Raw genomic sequence first — 17,475 nt, 5'->3', positions numbered from 1 at the left:
TTACTTCCCGGTAGGGCTGGGATACCAGGCTCATAAGATACGGAAGAGGCTGATTTTCTATAGGCAGCGATTTATCCAGCAGGATCAGACGTTTGTCATATCGTGCCATTTCACAGGCCAGATTCAAAGCTTGCAGAGTCATGCGGTTGGACTCATTGCTTCCCAGGTGGCTTATACAGTAATAACTATAAGGTATAAACTGGCAGGCTGCCAATAAAACAACCAGACTTAGACTTAGAGGCGCCAAGTATTTTCTGTCTCCGAGATATTGCGGCATCTGCCTAAATATGTGCGCCGCCGCCTGGCCTGCCAGAAGCATGCAGCAAATCAGAACCGGCATAGTATATCGGGTGGCCAGGTAAAAAACAAAACGCTTATTAACCAGCGGCATTATAATCAGAGTACCGGCAATAATCCAAACCGGAAGCAGAGCAGGGCTTCCTTTTTTTGCGGCCAGGCTTATGCCAAAAACAAGCAATAAAACAGCCAGCAGGAAAGTAGGGTGGTTAAGGTATTGCCATAAATGTTCATGGCTTCCGTAATTAGAACCCAGGCTGCGTAGTATTTGGGTAATCATATTTAAAACATTGGTCAGGTAGGATGATAAACTCAAATGCTGCTCCAGCGCATAACCCTTGTTGCTCAGCCAGCGAATACTTCCGCCATGACTGGTCAGGTTAAAATAAATCATATTGGCGTAACCCAGCAAAAAAAGTACGGCAGACAACCAGTACCACTTGAGATTTAAACCAGTATAGCTGCGGAAAGCGGGACGTGCCACATAAACAGAGACAATGGCGATATATATGATTACCGAAGAATGGGTTTGCAGGGAGCTGCCCATAATAAACCGGCTGCGGCCAGCCACCAGCCGTTTCTTTTTTGTTCCGCCAGAATGGTTGAAAGCATTGCCAGCGTGAAAAAAAACGGTGTAGTGCAATTAGCCCAGGCCATATGGCTAGTCAGGATGTTCATTCCGTTGAACATTAAGAAAACTGATGTCAGCAGCCCGGTGGTTCTTCCAAATAGTATACGGCCTAGAAGGTATACCACTATCACTGTCAAAGCCGAGCAGCAGGCCACATAGAGCCGGGGCCAGTATATTCCCGGCCCGAGCAATTTGAAGATAATGGCCAGGATATAGTTGTGCATGGCGCCTATGTCATGAGCGGCATTGTGCAGGGGCAAGGCCTGTCCGGTGAAAATAAGGTAGCTTAAACGTACTTCCTTCAGCTCATCGATAAAGCGAGGAATTTCCCAAAGCCACGGCAGCCGTAATGCCAGGGCAGCGAAAAATAGCGTCATGATCGTAGCGGCTTCACGTAAAGGCTGATAGCCTCCTGGCAGTCTGTACTCATTAATAAAAAAGGCCAATTTTAGATAAATGATGTCCACCGCCATTTGCAAAGGCGTTAAGATCCGGTTTACCGTACTGCCTGGACAATCCTTTACTCGAAGCGGCAGTTCTTTAATCGGTATTTTTAGAGCCCGTGCCAGGGCAAGTACTTCCACATCAAAGGCAAAACCATTCAAACGCTGACGGGAAAAAATTGGCCGCGCGGCCTGGTAATGAAAACCCTTTAAACCGCACTGGCTGTCCCGGATGCCAGGCAGTACCAGAGCCTGTACCATTAAATTGAAGGCTTTTCCCATTAGACGCCTAATAATCGATTCCCCGTCTGCACGTCCCAGACCTGCGGCCAAACGACTGGCAATTACCACGGAATGGCCTGATGGAGACATTCTGCCACTTGTTTTATATGTTCAATATCAAACGTAGAGTCCGCATCTGTGAAAATCAGAAATTCGCCCCGGGCGGATTTCATGCCGGTGCGCACCGCTTTGCCCTTGCCCTGATTGGGGAAATAAGAAAGGCATGATATGCAATCATAATGATGCCTGATCGCTTCGCAAAGCTGCCAGGTATTATCGCTGCTGCCATCATCAACAATGATTATTTCGACCGGGAAATAAGAGGGGAGTATGCGGGCCAGTTGTTCTAAACGGGCGGGAAGACGCTGGCTTTCGTTGTAGGCAGGAATGATGATGCTGGTCAGTCCCTCTACGGTCTCCTGTTTCCCCCAGGAAGCTTCGCTTCCGGCTGTTTGAAACACCCAGAAACGATAAGTCAAGAAGTTCCAGGATGCTGATAATATTGCCCCTAAAATTTTGCTGAGATTAAGGACTATATAGTTGGGATACGGGAATAGGTGCAGATTATGGGTCGCAAAGATGACAACCAGGGTGTTTATGAATAAGCCCATTATAGTTGCGGCGGCAAAACGCAGGCCCTGTGAGAAGTGGGATTTAGTCTTAGTTTGAAATGTGAAGCATTGATTTAAGAAATAGCTGTTAACAGCTGCCATACCTATTGCCACAATGTTAATGAGGCCAATGGCCAAACTGCTTGCAGCTCCGGTAAAAAACAACAGAATATTAAATATACCGAAATCCATTAACGTATTAATTAAGCCGGTAAGGCCAAAGCGAAGTAATTGTCCTGGCATGCTCCTAATCCTCCCTGGTTATAGGACAAGTATCTCCTGATTTTGGGCATCTAATGCTCCAGGGATGATTTTTTAGAGTGAAAATGGGAGGACTTTCAAAGCCGGTGACGAATAAAAATAAGTAATAATGTTCAAATACAAAATCAGGGGGCGGCTCTATGGCTCTTCCTCTCCAAGGAATCAAGGTATTGGATCTGTCCAGGGTGTTGGCCGGGCCTTTTTGCACACAGGTGCTGACTGATTACGGGGCTGAGGTTATCAAGATAGAAGATCCGCACGGCGGGGACCCTGCAAGATACCAACCCCCTCTTATTGAAGGGGTGGGGGCGCTTTTTTACCTGCTAAACCGCAATAAAAAGAGCATCAGCCTGGATTTGCGCCAAAGAGAAGGTCAGGAGATTTTTAAGAAGCTGGCGCTTGAAAGCGATGTGGTAATCGAGCAGTTCAGGCCCGGGGTGATGGACAGGCTGGGTCTGGATTACGAAACCCTCAGACAAATTAATCCTGGTTTAATCTACTGCGCATTGAGCGGTTTTGGGCAGAATGGTCCGTTAAGAGAATCTCCCGGACATGATTTGAATTTTCAAAGCCTTGCGGGAATGGCTCTGTTAAACGGGATAAAAGGCCAGAAACCAGTTGTTCCGCCTCTTACCATGGCTGCTCTGGCAGGTGGTTCAATGTATGCTGTAACCGCGATATTGATGGCGTTATTTCAGAGAGAAAAAAGCGGTCAGGGCCAGTTCTGCGATGTGTCAATTTTGGATGGGGCTATAAGTTTTATGGTTCAACCCCTGGCAGACTGGGCCGCTAACGGCAATATGCCTCAGCGGGGTGAATCTTTGCTGGGGGGAGCCTATGCCTGTTACAACATTTACCAGACGCAGGATGGCGGCTATGTTAGCCTGGCAGCGGTAGAAGGCAAGTTCTGGCAGGAATTCTGCATACGCATGGGTTATCCTGAATATAGTGAACAGCAATGGAATTTAAGCAGACAGGAGGGGATATATGCAGATATCCAAGCCCAGTTTTTAACTCGTAAGCGTGATGAATGGGAACAGCTTTTTTCTGATTCTGGTTTTTGTTTTAGTCCTTTATTAAATCTTGAAGAAATTTGTGTTCATCCGCAAATATTAGCACGGGACCTAATTAAAACCATACCCGATTTTCGTTCTTCTAACCATTCATTGCATCTTACCGGCCTGCCTTTCGTAATGTCTGAATCTCCGGGTGAAATTCATCTTATCTTTTCCGAACTGGGCCAGCACAATCAAGAAGTCCTAGGGGCTCTGGGATACAGAGAGAGTGAAATTCTAGACCTTAAAAGCCGCGGTATTATTTAACCTCGCTGTTACAGAATCACAGGCAAAGGAAGGGTAGATATTCTGGCCTTTAAATTGTCTATAAATTCATACAACTCATAGAAAGATAAAATTGATGGTTATGCGTACAGGTTTTGCCACGCATTCCATATAGAAAAATATTTTGGGGGGTTAGTATCATATGTATTCACAAGAGTATAAGCAAAAACTGGTCAGTGCAGACGAAGCAGTCAAAGTGGTCAAATCAGGAGACATTGTAGATTACGGTTTTTTTGCGGCAAACCTGTAGTTGTCGACCAGGCCCTGGCTCGCAGAACCGACCTCAGAGATGTGCAAATTTATTCAGCGGTTACCGTCCCTCCAGTCCCGGAAACCGCAAAGGTCAAGGACAGTTTTATCTACAACGACTGGCAATTCAGCAAAATTTCCCGTGTACTTCAATCCTATGGCCTTTGTAATTATGTCCCCATCCTCTATCATGATGCCTGCCGCCTGTACAGGGATGGTATAGCTCCGCACCGTAATGTGGCTATTGCCCAGGTTTGCCCTATGGATAAATACGGCTATTTTAACCTGGGACCTCAGAATTCTGAGACCCTTGCCAACATGGAAGTTGCGGATACCGTTATAGTAGAGGTAAACAAGAACCAGCCGAAATGTTTGGGAGGCGCTGAAGAATCGGTGCATATTTCCATGGTTGACTATATAGTAGAAGCGCCCGATGATCAAATGCTGCCCGATCTCCCAGGCATAAAACCTAATGAGGTTGACTGGGCTATTGCCAAACATATTATGGAGTTTATTCATGACGGCTGCTGTATACAATTAGGAATAGGCGGCATGCCCGGCGCGGTTGGAACCGCTATCGCTCAATCAGACTTAAAGAAGCTCGGCGGACATACGGAAATGTTTGTTGATGCTTATGTAGATATGATGGAAGCTGGACGCATGAACTGCATGGCCAAGAACATTGACCGGGGGCGCGTCGCCTACACCTTTGCCATCGGCAGCCAGCGTATGTATGATTTCCTGAACGAGAATCCCGCTTGCGCGTCATATCCCGTAACATATACCAATGAACCCAGGGTAATAGCGCAATTAGACAACTTTATTTCAATTGTAAACACGGTGGAAGTTGATCTGTTCAGCCAGGTAAACGCGGAAAGCAGCAATACAGCTCAGATTTCGGGTAATGGCGGAATGTGGGACTTTGTGCTCGGCGCCCAGTGGTCTAAAGGAGGAAAGAGCTTTATTTGCCTGGCTTCTACTTACAAGGATAAAGAAGGCAACCTGCGTTCGCGTATAGTGCCAACCTTTGCCCCGGCATCCATAACCACTGTTCCCCGTCAAATGGTGGATTATATCGTAACCGAATACGGCGCGGTCAGAATGAGAGCCAAACCTACCTGGTGGAGAGCTGAAGAACTGATAAAAATAGCCCACCCGCAATTCCAGGATGAATTAGTTAAAGAAGCCGAGAAGTTAGGTATCTGGAGAAAAACCAACAAGATCGAATAGGTTTCATATTTATAGAAAATTAAAGCCTGTGCCGCGACTTGAAAAGTCAACGCACAGGCTTTTTGTTTTTATCCAAAGGGCCGCTCTCTGCCTTTGTCCATGTTGTGCATAACCAGCAAGACCTGGTTGCGGTTCTCCATATCAAGAGCTCTTTCCAGACCTGCGCAGTCCAGGTTAGCGTTGATGGCTTCCTTGGTGAGCCTGATTTGAATAAATTCTTTGGCAACGATATCTTTGGCCATATCCAGGGCGGTGTCCAATAATTCTTCTTTAGGAACACAACGGGAAGCAAAGCCTAAATTCATAGCTTCTTCAGCGTTCATAAATCGCCCGGTGAGCAAGAATTCGTAAGCGCGCCCGGTACCGATATGACGGGGCAGGAAATAGCTCGAACTCATATCTGCTCCGCCCAGACCCACATTAATATAAAAAGCCGAGAACCTGGCATCAGGTGTGATTATTCTTATATCGGACGCCAGGGAAAAACTGAAACCGGCTCCGGCCGCCGCCCCGTGAATTAAGGCAATTATAGGCTGGGGAATCTTGCGCATTAGCAGCTGCAGTTCAGCCAATCGCACCTGGTATTCATAAAAGCCCGGCAGATGCATGAGATCTGGAGTTAAGCCTTCTTTCACATCCACCCCGCCGCAGAATCCTTTTTCACCTTCACCGCGCAGGATAACCACACGGGTTTTAAAATCGTTTCGTAGTTTTTTCCACAAATCCTCTAAGTCATCAAGCATCTGTTTGCTGACGGCGTTAAGTTTGCCCGGGCGGTTAAGGCCAAGCAGCATAATGTCATTATCCAGCATCTCGATCTTCAAAGTTTCATAGCTGTCATAGGACATTTTCTCATCTCCCCCGTAAATGTTTAATTAGGATATTCGACGTTTGTATAATATTACCTTTATCCATTCAACTTATTACTCTTCAGCCACGTCACGCCATCGGGATTTCAGGGAACGGACTTCGGGCAATAGTACAATCAAGGTAATTAAAGTGGCTATACCATCGGCTACCGGACCGGCGAACCATACCCCGTTCAGCTGAAAGAAACGGGGAAGTATTATCAATGCGGGAATCAGCACTATTACCTGCCGCAGCAGAGTCAGTATTAAAGCTTTGCGCGCCTTGCCGATGGCCTGAAAGAAGTTGCCGCTGATTATTTGAAAACCTACCACGGGCAGCATAGCTACAATAATACGCATACCATGAGTTCCGATTGACAGCAACTGCGCGTCCCTGGTGAAAAAACCTACGAGATGGCGGGGGAAGAGTTCCATTATTATAAAACCAGCGCTGGTTATCAAGGTGCCGGCGATAATCGCATCTTTTAAGGTTTCTAAAACGCGGTCGTAGCGCCGGGCTCCGTAATTGTATCCGATAATTGGCTGCGCGCCCATATTAATGCCTATAACCGGCATAACCAGAAAGACAATAATCGCATTGATGACACCGTATGCACCGATGGCGGCGTCTCCGCCATAACGCGCCAGATCCTGGTTGAAAAGGGTATTAACGATGCTGGCGGCCAGCTGCATAGCAAAAGGCGCCATGCCAATCGAGATTATTCCACGTATAATTTCAGGCTTAATTTTCATATTCTTCAACCGCAAGCGCAGAACGCTGCGGGAACTGCGAAAATGCCATAATACGATAGACCCGGAAATTGCCTGGGATATGATGGTGGCAATAGCCGCGCCGCGAACCTGCCAACCCAAAAAGAAAATAAAAACAAAATCTAATATAATATTAATTCCGGCGTTGATTAAGACTACATACATAGCCATGCGGGGATTGCCTTCGGCGCGAATAACACTTGACAGGCCAAAACTGATATACTGAAAAACCGAACCTAAAAGAACAATGCCTATAAACTGCCTGGCGTAAGGGAGAATGGCGGGGCTCGCGCCAAACAGGGTTAAGACCTGATTCAGAAACAGTAAAAACAGGCTGCTGACGACTACCGCAATAATTAAAACTAGAGAAAACGCATTACCCAGGATAGATTCAGCTTCTTCACGTTTGCCTTCGCCCAGGCGAATCGAAATAAGGGCTCCCGAACCTATTCCCACCAGCATACCAAAAGCCATTAATACAAAGGATATGGGCATGGTAACCGACATACCGGCAATAGCGTCAGCGCCTACCACCTGTCCCACAAAAACCCGGTCTATAATCACATATGCGGAACTGGCCAGAGTACCAACAATAGACGGCAGTGAAAACTGCCATAATAAATTCGATACTTTTTCTTCCCCTAAACGGCGCGTTTTTTCGTCCATAAAATTTACCTCGATTATAACAATTTAAATACCTGCAGTTTAACAGTATTATCAAATATTTCAACTGCGGGATAAGACAAAACGTTGCAGATTAAAACCAGATTTCAGCCCCCCTTTACCCAACGATACCGGACAGGGTTCGAGGCCGGCTGATAAAAAACGAAGCCCCCAGGTTTATAAGGGCAATTACCGCTGCAGCAATAAATACCCATTGATAACCGCAAACCGCCCACAGCAAGCCTCCCGCAAAAGGCACGCTCATGGAAACAGCGTGATCCAGGGTAAGACCCATCGATATGGTAGGACCCAAATCACCGGGGTCATCCACGATACGATTTAAAAAAGTAGTACGGGCAATAGTAACTGCCATCAGTACCTGATCGGTAACAAAGCAGACCATGATTATCAAGAGCCCGGTTTGGTGGCCGAAATAGCGAGGAGCGAGAGCATATAACAGGCAGATGGCAAACAAGAGCAATGATTCAATTGCAATTATAACCCGTTCTCCCCAGGCATCTATAGCCCGGCCCAGCAGGGGACGGAAAAACAGACTCAGGCCGGTTCCTATCAAGCCCAGGAGGGCGAAGGTCTTGACTCCCGAACCGAAAAGCTTAATCAAAACCCAGGGACCAAAGGTAAGAAAGACCTGTTTGCGCGCCCCGAAAAGCATACTCAGCAGATAATACAACCCATATTTTTTCTTAAACATCAGGTAACGCGGCGGACGTTTAATAGGTTGGGGATGGATGAAAAACAAGGCCAGGGCCGCCAGCAAGGCGCAGGTTCCCGAGATGCCAAAAATAACAGAAAAATCAAGATGAAACTTTGATACTCCCCAGTAGACCACCAGCATACCCGTCAGGGCCCCCCAGGATTCATAGCCTCCCAAACGACCCAGCAAGCGTCCTTCGCTGCCTTTATCCGCCAGGCGCAATCCGATGGAGGATTTTAAAACCATAAACAGATGTGTGCCGCAGCTCCATAAGAACATCCAGAACACAACGCTTTTTATCCCAGGAGCCAGAAAACCCTGCCCCCACAAAGACAATCCTACCAAACCCGCTGCCAGCAGGGCCAGGCGTGTATCGGGGAGAAAAGCCAGGGCGGAAAAAATGAAAACCACCAAAAAACCCGGCAGCTCACGGGGAAATTCCAACCCTCCGCGGGCTACTTCGCTGATATTATGCACTTGAGCCAGGTAGTTATTAAAAGAAGGATCATAAAGCCCCGAATACAAGCCCATAAAAAGACTGGCAATCACAAAAAGCCCCAGCGGTCCCAATAGTTTGTTATTTAGGCATGACATGGTCATTCTCCTCGGGAAAATCTTCAGCTGATAAGGTTTGCATTTTGTTATTGTAGTATTTATTGCAATAAATAGCAAAGAGTCATAATATAATGTTTTAATCAGCCTGCAGGTAATAATGACGGCAAAGCTTCAGCTATTAGCCATGCACAGTTAAACACCCTGGTGTATAATAATAATGCTGAACCTGTGATGATACGTGTTTGCTGGTTATCTAACGGGGAAGGGAGAGTACTATGGGTAAGATACGCCTGTATGCTGACAATGCCTGTGATCTTGACCGGGAGTTAGTCGAAGGGCTTGGGGTAAAACTTTTTTACATATCAACCACTATTAAAGATCAGGTTTATTATGACCGTCTGGATCTGGAACCGCCCGATTTTTATCAGATGATCGCCCAACCCGATATTATTCCTACCACCGCTCAAATACCGCCAGCCATTTATCAAGAGGAATTTGAAAAGGTTATGAGTGATGGCGATGATGAAATTATTTATATCGCTTTTTCTTCAGGTTTGAGCGGAACTTACCAATCAGCCTGCCTGGCCCGGGATATGGTAAACCCTGAACGGATTACGGTAATAGATTCCTTGAGCGCCTCGGTAGGTTATGGCCTGACAGTGGTGCGGGCAGCCCGAGCCCTGGCTGCGGGCAGGAACAAAGATGAGATTATAAACGAAATTCAAGATAATATCAGTCATATGCAGCACATTTTCATTGTAGGTAATTTTGAGATGCTCAAGCGCGGGGGAAGAATAAGCTGCTGCCGCGGCATTGGGCAGCCTGTTAAACATTAAATTGATTTGTCATTTTGTTGATGGGAAAATACATCCCCTGGAAAAGGTACACGGGGAGAAAAAGGCCAAAAAGAGACTTCTGGAGATAATGAAGGAGCGGGGCAGGAACCTTTCCGATCAGCTGATTGGCATCAACCATTCCGATGATTACGCCGGAGCTATGGAGATAAAGCATTTAATTGAGGAAAAGTTTGGGTGCCGTGAATTTTTGATATCAGAAATTGGGGCGGTAATCGGATCGCACGTGGGTGCCGGAACTTATTCGGTCTTTTTCCTGAGTTAGGGTAAATAGATGCGGATAACACGGACTGCTTGTGATTTGAATCATTGTTGGGGACGGTTAAAGTTCGTTGCATTGATCATACTGTTGACCGGGGCATAATAATGATGTGGCCGGGCAATATTTTCGGTCAGCAAATGCTCGTAGATATTTAGATAGTCATCGACCATACGTTCACGGGAAAAACGTTCTTCTACATGACGGCGGCAGTCTTCTCTCCTGATACCAGCTATAGCATCTATCATGGGGCAGGCTTCCTTAACATTGTTTACCAGGAAACCACTCTGCCCGTTTTTGATAACTTCCGGCATTGAACCTCGGTTAAAAGCTAAAACCGGAGTCCCGCAGGCCATCGCTTCTATAACCGACAATCCAAAGGGTTCATCGAAATGTATGGGGTGCAGCAGGGCATAGGCTCCGCCCAATAATTCATCGCGCTTTTCGGGACCTACCGAACCCAGATAGATTACATTTTTGTTATCAATATAAGGGGCCACGCGCTGGTTATAATAAGCCTTGTCCTGGATTATTCCGGCTATCAGCAGCTGCCTTCCGCACTGGCGGGCGATCTCAATAGCTTCACCTGTGCCTTTATCGGGATGGATACGGCCCAAATACAGCAGGTAGTCCTGGCTTTGAGCCTGGAAACTGAACTCGTCCAGGTCAATGCCGTGATAAACCGTAGCCAGGTAATCCAGATCGGGACTGCGGTCCGCATCGCTTATGGAACATAATAGTTGTCGCGGTTATATTCCCGGAATACGGGCAGGATTTTGCGCGAGGAAAAACCATGGATGGTGGTCAATACCGGAGTTTTAACTAAACGGCTAAAACAAAGCGGTAAGAAATCATAGTGATTATGAATCAAATCAAAATGATGAGATTGTTCAAAACAATGCGCTATATGCAGTCCTTCCCAGACTTTAGGGTCAATACCGGGGTTTTCCTCGTATGGAAAAGGACAAATATAATCCAGGCTGCCTGAAGTCATGGAGTCGCCGGTAGCAAAAAGCGTCACATCTATGCCTTTGGCCACCAGGCCTTCCGCCAGCAAAGAAACTACCCGTTCCCAGGGTCCATAGTGGCGCGGCGGGGTTCTCCAGGCTATCGGTGCTAAAAGCGCTATCTTCATACTCTAACTCCTTGTCTATCGCTCTAATCTCCACTCTGCTCCTCATCTTTGCAGATCACTACCGGAGATGATAATTGCTTGATCAGGGGCTGAGTGCGATAAAAACTGATAATCAGTGTTAACCTGCGGCCGTGCCTGAATCGGTCGCTAATACCCTGAGGGGCCGCTGCCATCAGGCTGTAAACGTGCAATAGCCATGACCACATAATTATTATAGACACGAGCCAGGATTTTTATTGCATAGTCCTGTGAATTCCGAAATTTTAAATCTGCGCTTCCATAAGAAACCGTGGCATCGTGATTGGGCGCGACATATTTCACCGCCAGCGAATGAGGATGTCTTTCAACTATTTTCATACCCGCTTGCAGGGCACTATTATAAAGAGTGGTAGAAGCCTGGCAGACACCGCCCCCTATACCGGTCACAATCTTCTTGCCGGAGAATACCGGCGCGGGCAGGTAGCCTGCCGCCGCGGTTCTATTTCCTACCACCGCATTGAAGGAAAAAATCTGCCCGGGCTTAATCACGCTGTCATTAAGCTTGCCGCAGGACAAAACGATATTGCTGTTACGATTAGCGCTGCTGTTGATGAGGGTGGTATAATATCCGCCTATAATTTCTTGATCGGGCCATAATCCTGACATAGCCGGAACAGCCTTCAAATCCCCCCAGATAGGGAGCTGAGGCGGCAGATTGGGTTGGTCGCTGACTACGGGACTTTTAGCTGTATCTGCGCCTGTATACGGAAATGTAAGTGTAACCCTGCCGTTAGCCGGATCGTACTGCATTTTTACATCCCAGGTTTTAGCTACCTTACTCAGAGGTAAATATATGATTTCCAAGCGTGATGCAGATATGCCCGGAAAATGCACCGGAGTGGCTGATGAGAAGAGAATATATTCGTCAGGTTTCAATATCAGCTCTTTATCTGCTTTATGTATGACAACCTGCTTCTGGTCATCAATTTGCATATCTGCATCAAAAAGCAGGCGGCAATCGGTTAAGGCAATCAGGGCATTCTCACTGGAATCAATAAAAGCCAGAAAACGCAGGGGATATTCGTCATGATTGATATAAATCTTCAGGGGTTTTTGCATCTGCACAGCCTGACCATTGTTTTGGTTTACCGGCTCTGGGGGAATATATTCCTCAGCTACAGCCAGCATATTGATACATGATAAGAGATAAATAATTAATAGGCAGGCGACAACTCTTTTTGCTCTCATTTTGGTCTCCTTCCGCAAAATTTAGCTCCCAAATTATATGCCGGGAAGGCAGAAATATTACGGGGCTGTTTTTAATTCTTGACAGGCAACAAAACGAATATTCATAAAAGGTGGGCGGAAAGGTCGCTGATTAAGACGACCTTTAATGTTTGTGCTATAATAAATAAATTAAACAATGGCTATTCAGAGGAGGCAGAACTATAAATAATGCTTGATTTCTACCAAATGGGATTGAAAACCGACCTGTTGAAAATGATAGATGAAAAGGGTTATGAAACCCCTACCCCAATACAGGTTCAGACCATTCCCCTGGCAATCGCGGGCCGGGATGTTATGGGTCAGGCCCAGACAGGCACAGGTAAAACAGCTTCTTTCGGCATACCTATATTAAACAAGGTGCAAAAGGGACAAGGCTTACAGGCCCTGGTCCTGTGTCCCACCCGGGAACTGGCGGTGCAGGTTTGCGAGGAAATCGCCTCACTGGGGAAAATCATGCGTATTAACGTCCTGGCGGTTTACGGCGGGCAATCTATTGAACTGCAATTCAGAGGCCTGCATAGACATCCGGAAATTGTGGTGGGTACTCCGGGACGTTTGCTGGATCACATGCGGCGTGGAAGCATTAATTTAGCGAGTTTGAAATACCTGGTTTTGGATGAAGCTGACGAAATGCTGGATATGGGTTTTTTGCCGGACATTGAAAAGGTTTTGGAAGAATGTCCCCGCGAGAGACAAACCTTTCTTTTTTCCGCTACCTTGGTTGAAGAGGTCCGCAATCTGGCCAGGAGATTTATGCTGGAGCCGGCGGTGGTGATGATTGAACCTGAGGAGAAAACTATCGCCATTCTGGAGCAATGCTATTATCTGGTGGATTACCGCCAGAAGGTACAGGTGCTTTGCCGTATACTTGATTTGGAACAGCCCCAGGTCAGCTTGGTTTTTTGCCGGACCAAAAAGGGTGCGGATCAATTGGCGCGTATTCTTAACCGTCAAGGATATCCCGCGGATGCCTTGCATGGAGATATGTCCCAAAAAGAGAGGGATAATGTAATGCTGCGTTTTCGTCAGGGAAGGACAAAAATACTTGTAGCTACTGATGTAGCGGCACGCGGATTGGATATTGAACATATTACCCACGTTATTAATTTTGATCTGCCAGAGGATCTGGATGGCTACATCCACCGCGTAGGCAGAACCGGGAGGGCTGGCCGCAGCGGCATAGCGGTCAGCCTGGTTGAACCGCATCAGATCAAGCTTCTAAGAAGTATTGAACATCATATAGGAAAGAAAATGCGCCGGACGGAATTACCGTCTTCTGAGACTGCCTGGCACAACCAAAAGGAGCGGCTTTTAAAACGTCTTAACCAGGCCAGCCAGAATCCGCTGGGAATTTACGACCAATTAGCGCAGGAAATAATCAATAGCGAAGAGGCCCAGCGTTTCATGGCGGCGGCTTTGAAAATGCTGGCTGAAGATGAACCTGAATTGGAAAGCATGGAATTGCACATGGAGATGGAAGAGGATATTCCTGATAATATGCGGGCCCATGTAGAACTGCCCCTGGGGCGTTCTCAAGGCATGAACCCGCGCCGCCTGGTGGAAATGCTGGTAAACGGCACTACGCTTAAAGCTGGTCAGATAGGCGATATCGAGATTCAACGCAATTGCAGTTATGTAGAAGTGCCAATGGACCGAATTGATGAGGTTTATGCCGCTTCCTACAAATTCAAAGGACCTCGAAAAAAACCGGCGGCCCGCAGTGGGCATCAAGGCAAGGGAACGCAAGAACATTTAAATTAGAACCATTTCGCCAGCCTGAAGGGGGAGTGGGGATGAATTCAGTTTTGAGGTTTGAAGACCTGCGGCGCTATTTTGAAGGCGGAGATGGGCGCTACGTCATGGAGACGGGAAACGTCCCCTCCGGCAGTGTACTTACCCTGAAGGGTGAATCGGGAAGCGGAAAATCAACCCTTTTGAAAACCCTGGCTCGGCTTTTGGAAGCGCAGGGTGGAACGGTTTATCTGAACGAACAGGAATGGCTTGGCTTTTCTCCCCAGGAATGGAGAACCAAGGTGCACTATGTTTCTCAGAAACCGGTGATTTTTAAAGGTACGATGGAGGATAATCTAAAAATTCCGTTCAGATTAAAAAGCCTGCAGGATAAAATTCTTGATATTAACAAACGGAATTTTACCTGGATGAATTAGGTCTGTCCCGTCAACTGCTAACTCAGGATGCCGCGACCCTTTCCGGGGGAGAGGCCGCTCGTATGGCTTTAATACGGGCCTTATTAATCGAACCCCAGGTCTTGCTTCTGGATGAGCCCGCTGCTTATCTGGACGGTAATAGCCGCATACGTTTGATGGCGTTGTTAAGATCGTGGGTTAGGGAAACAGATTCGCGCGCTATCGTTTTAGTATCTCATCAGGATGAAGCCCCGGATGAATTTGACAATAATATGGTTTTGACAATAAAGGCCAGGGGGGAGAGAACATGAGCAACAGCGGTTATGTTGCCATTTCATATTGGCAGTTGTTATTCAGTGTAAGTCTGGTTGTGATAACCGGTTTAATCTCCGTTTTTCTCAAGCTGGGACTGCTTAAAAATCTTGTCTGGGGAACAGCGCGGGCCTTTATCCAGTTGACCCTGATTGGTTATGTTTTAAACTACATATTCAAGCTGAACTGGCTGCCGGTGATTATTGCCGTATTATTACTGCAATGTTATATAGCCAGCCGTGAAGCTACCCATCGCATTAACAAAGCACCATATAATCCGGCCCTGGCATCGTTTTTTTCCCTTACAGCCAGTACTTTTGTCGTGGGCATTATAGTGGTGGCATTGATTATTTCCCCGCATCCCTGGTACTCAGCTCAGATTATGATACCTATTTTCGGTATGCTGCTGGGAAACTCCATGAATGCCATAGCCCTGTGCCTGGATCGCATGTATGCGGAAATCAACTCCCATGTGGATCAGGTCGAACAACTGCTGTGTTTCGGGGCCAGTCCCTGGGAGGCGGTAGTGCAATATGCGCAAAAGGCTGTGGCGGCAGGAATGATGCCCACTATTAACTCCTTGATGGTAGTAGGCATAGTGAGTCTTCCCGGCATGATGACCGGACAGATTTTAGCGGGTATGGACCCGGTTTCTGCGGTGCGCTACCAGTTTGTGGTGCAGGTTATGATTGCCGCTGCCGTAGCTATCGGCTGCCTGCTTATTGTGGGCCTGTCATATAAGCGTATGTTTAATATGGACCAGGCTTTGGTTGATACTATGCGGTAAAGTTAATAGAAAATAATAGTTGACACCATTATGTATGGAAAACCCGGGGTTTTTGACCCCGGGTTTTAATACTCTGTAATAATGTGGTGTGCTTTTTAGGAAATCTGGCCTTTTACCTGTTGTATTTCCTGAGAGCTGGCCTGAGCCGCACTCTTGTAAAACCCTTTTTGTTCAGCCATCTGGTACAGCTGCCACTGGAACTGTTCATCGGAATTTCTGATTTGTTGCAGGGTCTGCCGCAGCTGCTGATTGGATGACTGGCTTATCACAGTGGCGTAATTTGTCAAACTGCTGTTAATCATTGACAGCACGTCATTTACCATTTCTTTATCCTGCATATGGTTTGGCATCGTTTCATCTCCTTTAGCTTAAAAATGACATTAGTTTTTGACGAGTCTGGCTGGCTGATTGGGCCGACTGTTGGAACATTTGTCTCACCTGGGGATCACTGCACTGTTCGGCATAAAAGTTGAGCTTCTTCTCCGCCGTTTCGTGAGCGCCGATAAGATGACGCAGGTTCTGCAGTTCCAAGAGATTAACAGTCATTTTTCCATTGCTCCTTTCTAATGTTTGGATTTCTGCACAAATATAGCTTGTCTGTTTTCTGCATTCATATTCAGCCTGGGCAGAGAAAATATACAAAATTACTGCTACGAGAACAGGGAAATTGAGGCTGAAAAAGTGCCCATGGTCCTAATTGGCAACATTTACATAGAGGTATATTGGACTGGAAGTAGAACCATTAATATTAATACCTGGTGCAGTATCACAAGCCAGGTTTCCAAATGGCCATTTTGGAGTTTTAACGCAATAAGTATTAAAGCAGGTTTTATGCTCTATTTTTGGGAAGGAGGATACAGCATTGGCCAGGAAAACTATTGCTATGACTTTGGCATTATTAGCCTTATTGCTCTTCGTACCCGCCCCCGCGCTCTACGCTTATGACATTAATACCTCTGCAGGCGCTTCAGCCATATCTCAAACTGCGGTTACATTTCCTGATGGAACCGTCATACCCATCATTGACCAGACAGATTTTGACAATGGAGGACAGCAGGACGATCAGGTAATACCTGACAACGAGGAGGAAGAGGAACCGGTCGTTCTGGCCGCAAGCAGTATTTCGCCAGTGGCTGATACGACATTAGTATCTGCTTTCCGCGCCAATTATGACAATAGCCCCGCCCAGGCTCTGGTGGCCAGAGCCATATGGTATATGAAATATGGTTATATGGTTTATGGTCACAGCAAATATGCCACCAGCGGATATATTGATTGTTCAAACTTCGTATCCCTGGTTTACAAGGATTTTGGTTACTCGATAACCTCAGCGGCCCGCAAGTATAATACGGTGGGACGGAGTGTAAGCGGCGTATATGCAAAACACCAAACCGGCAGTTCCACGAAACATGTTTTGGTAGGAGTCGATAAACTGAAACCCGGAGATATTTTTACCTTCTGGAAAGAAGACAGTTCCGGCAACCGCTATATAGGCCACGTGGCCATCTATATGGGTAAGCTTAACGGTAAACCGGCCATAATACATACGGTTAAAGGAAATCCCACCGCCATAGGCATTACCACCAGCTTCAACTATTGGTACGGGCACCATTTAGAAGGCGTGCGCAGAGTGCTGCCGTCTTCAGCTTATACGGCAGGAGCTTCATATACGGCAACCGGACCGGTTATTCCGGCTGTTTATAAGATGACTCCGGGACCGGTAATCATGCCCCGCAATCTGCCGCAGGGATTCTAAACAAATGCAAAACAGCCCTCTATCATAAGGGAGGGCTGTTTTGCTATGAATATCCTACGCAAA

Annotated in this window: 19 protein-coding genes and 2 pseudogenes; 10 read left to right on the top strand and 11 right to left on the bottom strand. The window is 46.8% G+C overall.

The features are described 5' to 3' along the window. From JCM14374_RS01245 to JCM14374_RS01235, 3 genes are all read right to left on the bottom strand, one after another. On the bottom strand, positions 1–844 hold an 844-nt coding region (locus JCM14374_RS01245), incomplete at its 3' end, for a hypothetical protein (protein WP_157048886.1). Then, positions 811–1,722, bottom strand: a complete 912-nt coding sequence (locus tag JCM14374_RS01240) for a glycosyltransferase family 39 protein (protein WP_054692345.1) — start codon at positions 1,720–1,722, stop codon at positions 811–813. The genes JCM14374_RS01245 and JCM14374_RS01240, both read right to left, overlap by 34 nt. Beyond that, complete coding sequence (locus JCM14374_RS01235) at positions 1,716–2,507, bottom strand: glycosyltransferase (protein ID WP_054692342.1); 792 nt, start codon at positions 2,505–2,507, stop codon at positions 1,716–1,718. Before JCM14374_RS01235 ends, JCM14374_RS01240 begins: the two co-directional genes overlap by 7 nt. A gap of 158 nt (positions 2,508–2,665) precedes the next feature. Here JCM14374_RS01235 and JCM14374_RS01230 point away from each other — a divergent pair, with 158 nt between their 5' ends. Then, entirely contained in the window at positions 2,666–3,847 is a 1,182-nt protein-coding gene (locus JCM14374_RS01230; protein WP_054692339.1) for a CaiB/BaiF CoA transferase family protein, read from the top strand. A 309-nt stretch (positions 3,848–4,156) separates the two neighbouring features. Then, positions 4,157–5,344, top strand: a complete 1,188-nt coding sequence (locus JCM14374_RS01225; protein ID WP_369397257.1) for an acetyl-CoA hydrolase/transferase family protein — start codon at positions 4,157–4,159, stop codon at positions 5,342–5,344. Between the two features lie 68 nt (positions 5,345–5,412). On the opposite strand, the gene JCM14374_RS01220 is transcribed toward JCM14374_RS01225, so the two are convergent. From JCM14374_RS01220 to JCM14374_RS01210, 3 genes are all read right to left on the bottom strand, one after another. Further along, the gene (locus JCM14374_RS01220) at positions 5,413–6,192 is read right to left on the bottom strand and encodes an enoyl-CoA hydratase/isomerase family protein (RefSeq protein WP_054692336.1); all 780 of its coding nucleotides are present in this window, start codon (positions 6,190–6,192) and stop codon (positions 5,413–5,415) included. A gap of 75 nt (positions 6,193–6,267) precedes the next feature. Next, positions 6,268–7,629 (bottom strand): MATE family efflux transporter, encoded by a 1,362-nt coding sequence (locus JCM14374_RS01215; protein WP_054692333.1) that lies wholly within the window; start codon positions 7,627–7,629, stop codon positions 6,268–6,270. A gap of 115 nt (positions 7,630–7,744) precedes the next feature. Next, positions 7,745–8,935, bottom strand: a complete 1,191-nt coding sequence (locus JCM14374_RS01210; protein WP_054692330.1) for an MFS transporter — start codon at positions 8,933–8,935, stop codon at positions 7,745–7,747. A gap of 236 nt (positions 8,936–9,171) precedes the next feature. Here JCM14374_RS01210 and JCM14374_RS01205 point away from each other — a divergent pair. Further along, a pseudogene (locus JCM14374_RS01205) lies at positions 9,172–10,015 on the top strand (DegV family protein). 41 nt (positions 10,016–10,056) lie between these two features. Here JCM14374_RS01205 and JCM14374_RS14235 read toward each other — a convergent pair. Beyond that, complete coding sequence (locus tag JCM14374_RS14235; protein ID WP_242848755.1) at positions 10,057–10,626, bottom strand: glycosyltransferase; 570 nt, start codon at positions 10,624–10,626, stop codon at positions 10,057–10,059. On the opposite strand from JCM14374_RS14235, the gene JCM14374_RS15030 reads away from it, so the two are divergent. Next, complete coding sequence (locus JCM14374_RS15030; RefSeq protein WP_278279205.1) at positions 10,612–10,746, top strand: hypothetical protein; 135 nt, start codon at positions 10,612–10,614, stop codon at positions 10,744–10,746. The genes JCM14374_RS14235 and JCM14374_RS15030 overlap by 15 nt on opposite strands. On the opposite strand, the gene JCM14374_RS14230 is transcribed toward JCM14374_RS15030, so the two are convergent. Together JCM14374_RS14230 and JCM14374_RS01190 are read right to left on the bottom strand one after the other, a co-directional pair. Continuing rightward, positions 10,734–11,144, bottom strand: a complete 411-nt coding sequence (locus JCM14374_RS14230) for a glycosyltransferase (protein ID WP_242848754.1) — start codon at positions 11,142–11,144, stop codon at positions 10,734–10,736. The two genes, JCM14374_RS15030 and JCM14374_RS14230, sit on opposite strands and share 13 nt — an antisense overlap. 147 nt (positions 11,145–11,291) lie before the next feature. Beyond that, positions 11,292–12,371, bottom strand: coding sequence for a VanW family protein (locus JCM14374_RS01190; protein ID WP_054692322.1), 1,080 nt, complete (start codon positions 12,369–12,371; stop codon positions 11,292–11,294). 207 nt (positions 12,372–12,578) lie between these two features. Between JCM14374_RS01190 and JCM14374_RS01185 the strand changes: the two genes are divergently transcribed. From JCM14374_RS01185 to JCM14374_RS01170, 5 genes and pseudogenes are all read left to right on the top strand, one after another. After that, positions 12,579–14,171 carry a DEAD/DEAH box helicase gene (locus JCM14374_RS01185; protein ID WP_054692318.1) on the top strand — a complete coding sequence of 531 codons (1,593 nt, stop codon included), beginning with the start codon at positions 12,579–12,581 and terminating at the stop codon, positions 14,169–14,171. Between the two features lie 32 nt (positions 14,172–14,203). Further along, positions 14,204–14,578, top strand: coding sequence for an ATP-binding cassette domain-containing protein (locus JCM14374_RS15025; protein WP_054692315.1), 375 nt, complete (start codon positions 14,204–14,206; stop codon positions 14,576–14,578). After that, a pseudogene (locus JCM14374_RS15905) lies at positions 14,566–14,640 on the top strand (hypothetical protein); the annotation flags it as partial. The gene JCM14374_RS15025 and the pseudogene JCM14374_RS15905, both read left to right, overlap by 13 nt. After that, complete coding sequence (locus JCM14374_RS15020) at positions 14,641–14,868, top strand: ATP-binding cassette domain-containing protein (RefSeq protein ID WP_054692311.1); 228 nt, start codon at positions 14,641–14,643, stop codon at positions 14,866–14,868. After that, positions 14,865–15,656 carry an ABC transporter permease gene (locus JCM14374_RS01170; RefSeq protein ID WP_054692307.1) on the top strand — a complete coding sequence of 264 codons (792 nt, stop codon included), beginning with the start codon at positions 14,865–14,867 and terminating at the stop codon, positions 15,654–15,656. The genes JCM14374_RS15020 and JCM14374_RS01170 overlap by 4 nt, the downstream gene beginning before the upstream one ends. A 95-nt stretch (positions 15,657–15,751) precedes the next feature. On the opposite strand, the gene JCM14374_RS01165 is transcribed toward JCM14374_RS01170, so the two are convergent. Further along, complete coding sequence (locus JCM14374_RS01165; protein WP_054692403.1) at positions 15,752–15,994, bottom strand: spore coat protein; 243 nt, start codon at positions 15,992–15,994, stop codon at positions 15,752–15,754. A gap of 25 nt (positions 15,995–16,019) precedes the next feature. After that, a complete protein-coding gene (locus JCM14374_RS01160) occupies positions 16,020–16,202 on the bottom strand; it encodes a hypothetical protein (protein WP_054692400.1) in 183 nt (60 codons plus the stop codon). 316 nt (positions 16,203–16,518) lie between these two features. On the opposite strand from JCM14374_RS01160, the gene JCM14374_RS01155 reads away from it, so the two are divergent. Beyond that, positions 16,519–17,412, top strand: coding sequence for a C40 family peptidase (locus JCM14374_RS01155; protein ID WP_054692304.1), 894 nt, complete (start codon positions 16,519–16,521; stop codon positions 17,410–17,412). Positions 17,413–17,475 lie beyond the last annotated feature (63 nt).

Origin of the sequence: Syntrophomonas palmitatica JCM 14374 (assembly GCF_001311885.1) — a bacterium.
GTDB classification, from domain to species: domain Bacteria; phylum Bacillota; class Syntrophomonadia; order Syntrophomonadales; family Syntrophomonadaceae; genus Syntrophomonas_A; species Syntrophomonas_A palmitatica.
The sequence above is the reverse complement of the archived record's forward strand: the minus strand, read 5'-3'. Positions and strand labels throughout refer to the sequence as shown.

Coding starts and splice junctions, on each gene's coding strand:
- JCM14374_RS01235 (WP_054692342.1), bottom strand. CDS start 2,507: ATGCCAGGACAATTACTTCGCTTTGGCCTTACCGGCTTAATTAATACG.
- JCM14374_RS01230 (WP_054692339.1), top strand. CDS start 2,666: ATGGCTCTTCCTCTCCAAGGAATCAAGGTATTGGATCTGTCCAGGGTG.
- JCM14374_RS01220 (WP_054692336.1), bottom strand. CDS start 6,192: ATGTCCTATGACAGCTATGAAACTTTGAAGATCGAGATGCTGGATAAT.
- JCM14374_RS01215 (WP_054692333.1), bottom strand. CDS start 7,629: ATGGACGAAAAAACGCGCCGTTTAGGGGAAGAAAAAGTATCGAATTTA.
- JCM14374_RS01210 (WP_054692330.1), bottom strand. CDS start 8,935: ATGTCATGCCTAAATAACAAACTATTGGGACCGCTGGGGCTTTTTGTG.
- JCM14374_RS15030 (WP_278279205.1), top strand. CDS start 10,612: ATGGATACGGCCCAAATACAGCAGGTAGTCCTGGCTTTGAGCCTGGAA.
- JCM14374_RS14230 (WP_242848754.1), bottom strand. CDS start 11,144: ATGAAGATAGCGCTTTTAGCACCGATAGCCTGGAGAACCCCGCCGCGC.
- JCM14374_RS01190 (WP_054692322.1), bottom strand. CDS start 12,371: ATGAGAGCAAAAAGAGTTGTCGCCTGCCTATTAATTATTTATCTCTTA.
- JCM14374_RS01185 (WP_054692318.1), top strand. CDS start 12,579: ATGCTTGATTTCTACCAAATGGGATTGAAAACCGACCTGTTGAAAATG.
- JCM14374_RS15025 (WP_054692315.1), top strand. CDS start 14,204: ATGAATTCAGTTTTGAGGTTTGAAGACCTGCGGCGCTATTTTGAAGGC.
- JCM14374_RS15020 (WP_054692311.1), top strand. CDS start 14,641: ATGGCTTTAATACGGGCCTTATTAATCGAACCCCAGGTCTTGCTTCTG.
- JCM14374_RS01170 (WP_054692307.1), top strand. CDS start 14,865: ATGAGCAACAGCGGTTATGTTGCCATTTCATATTGGCAGTTGTTATTC.
- JCM14374_RS01165 (WP_054692403.1), bottom strand. CDS start 15,994: ATGCAGGATAAAGAAATGGTAAATGACGTGCTGTCAATGATTAACAGC.
- JCM14374_RS01160 (WP_054692400.1), bottom strand. CDS start 16,202: ATGACTGTTAATCTCTTGGAACTGCAGAACCTGCGTCATCTTATCGGC.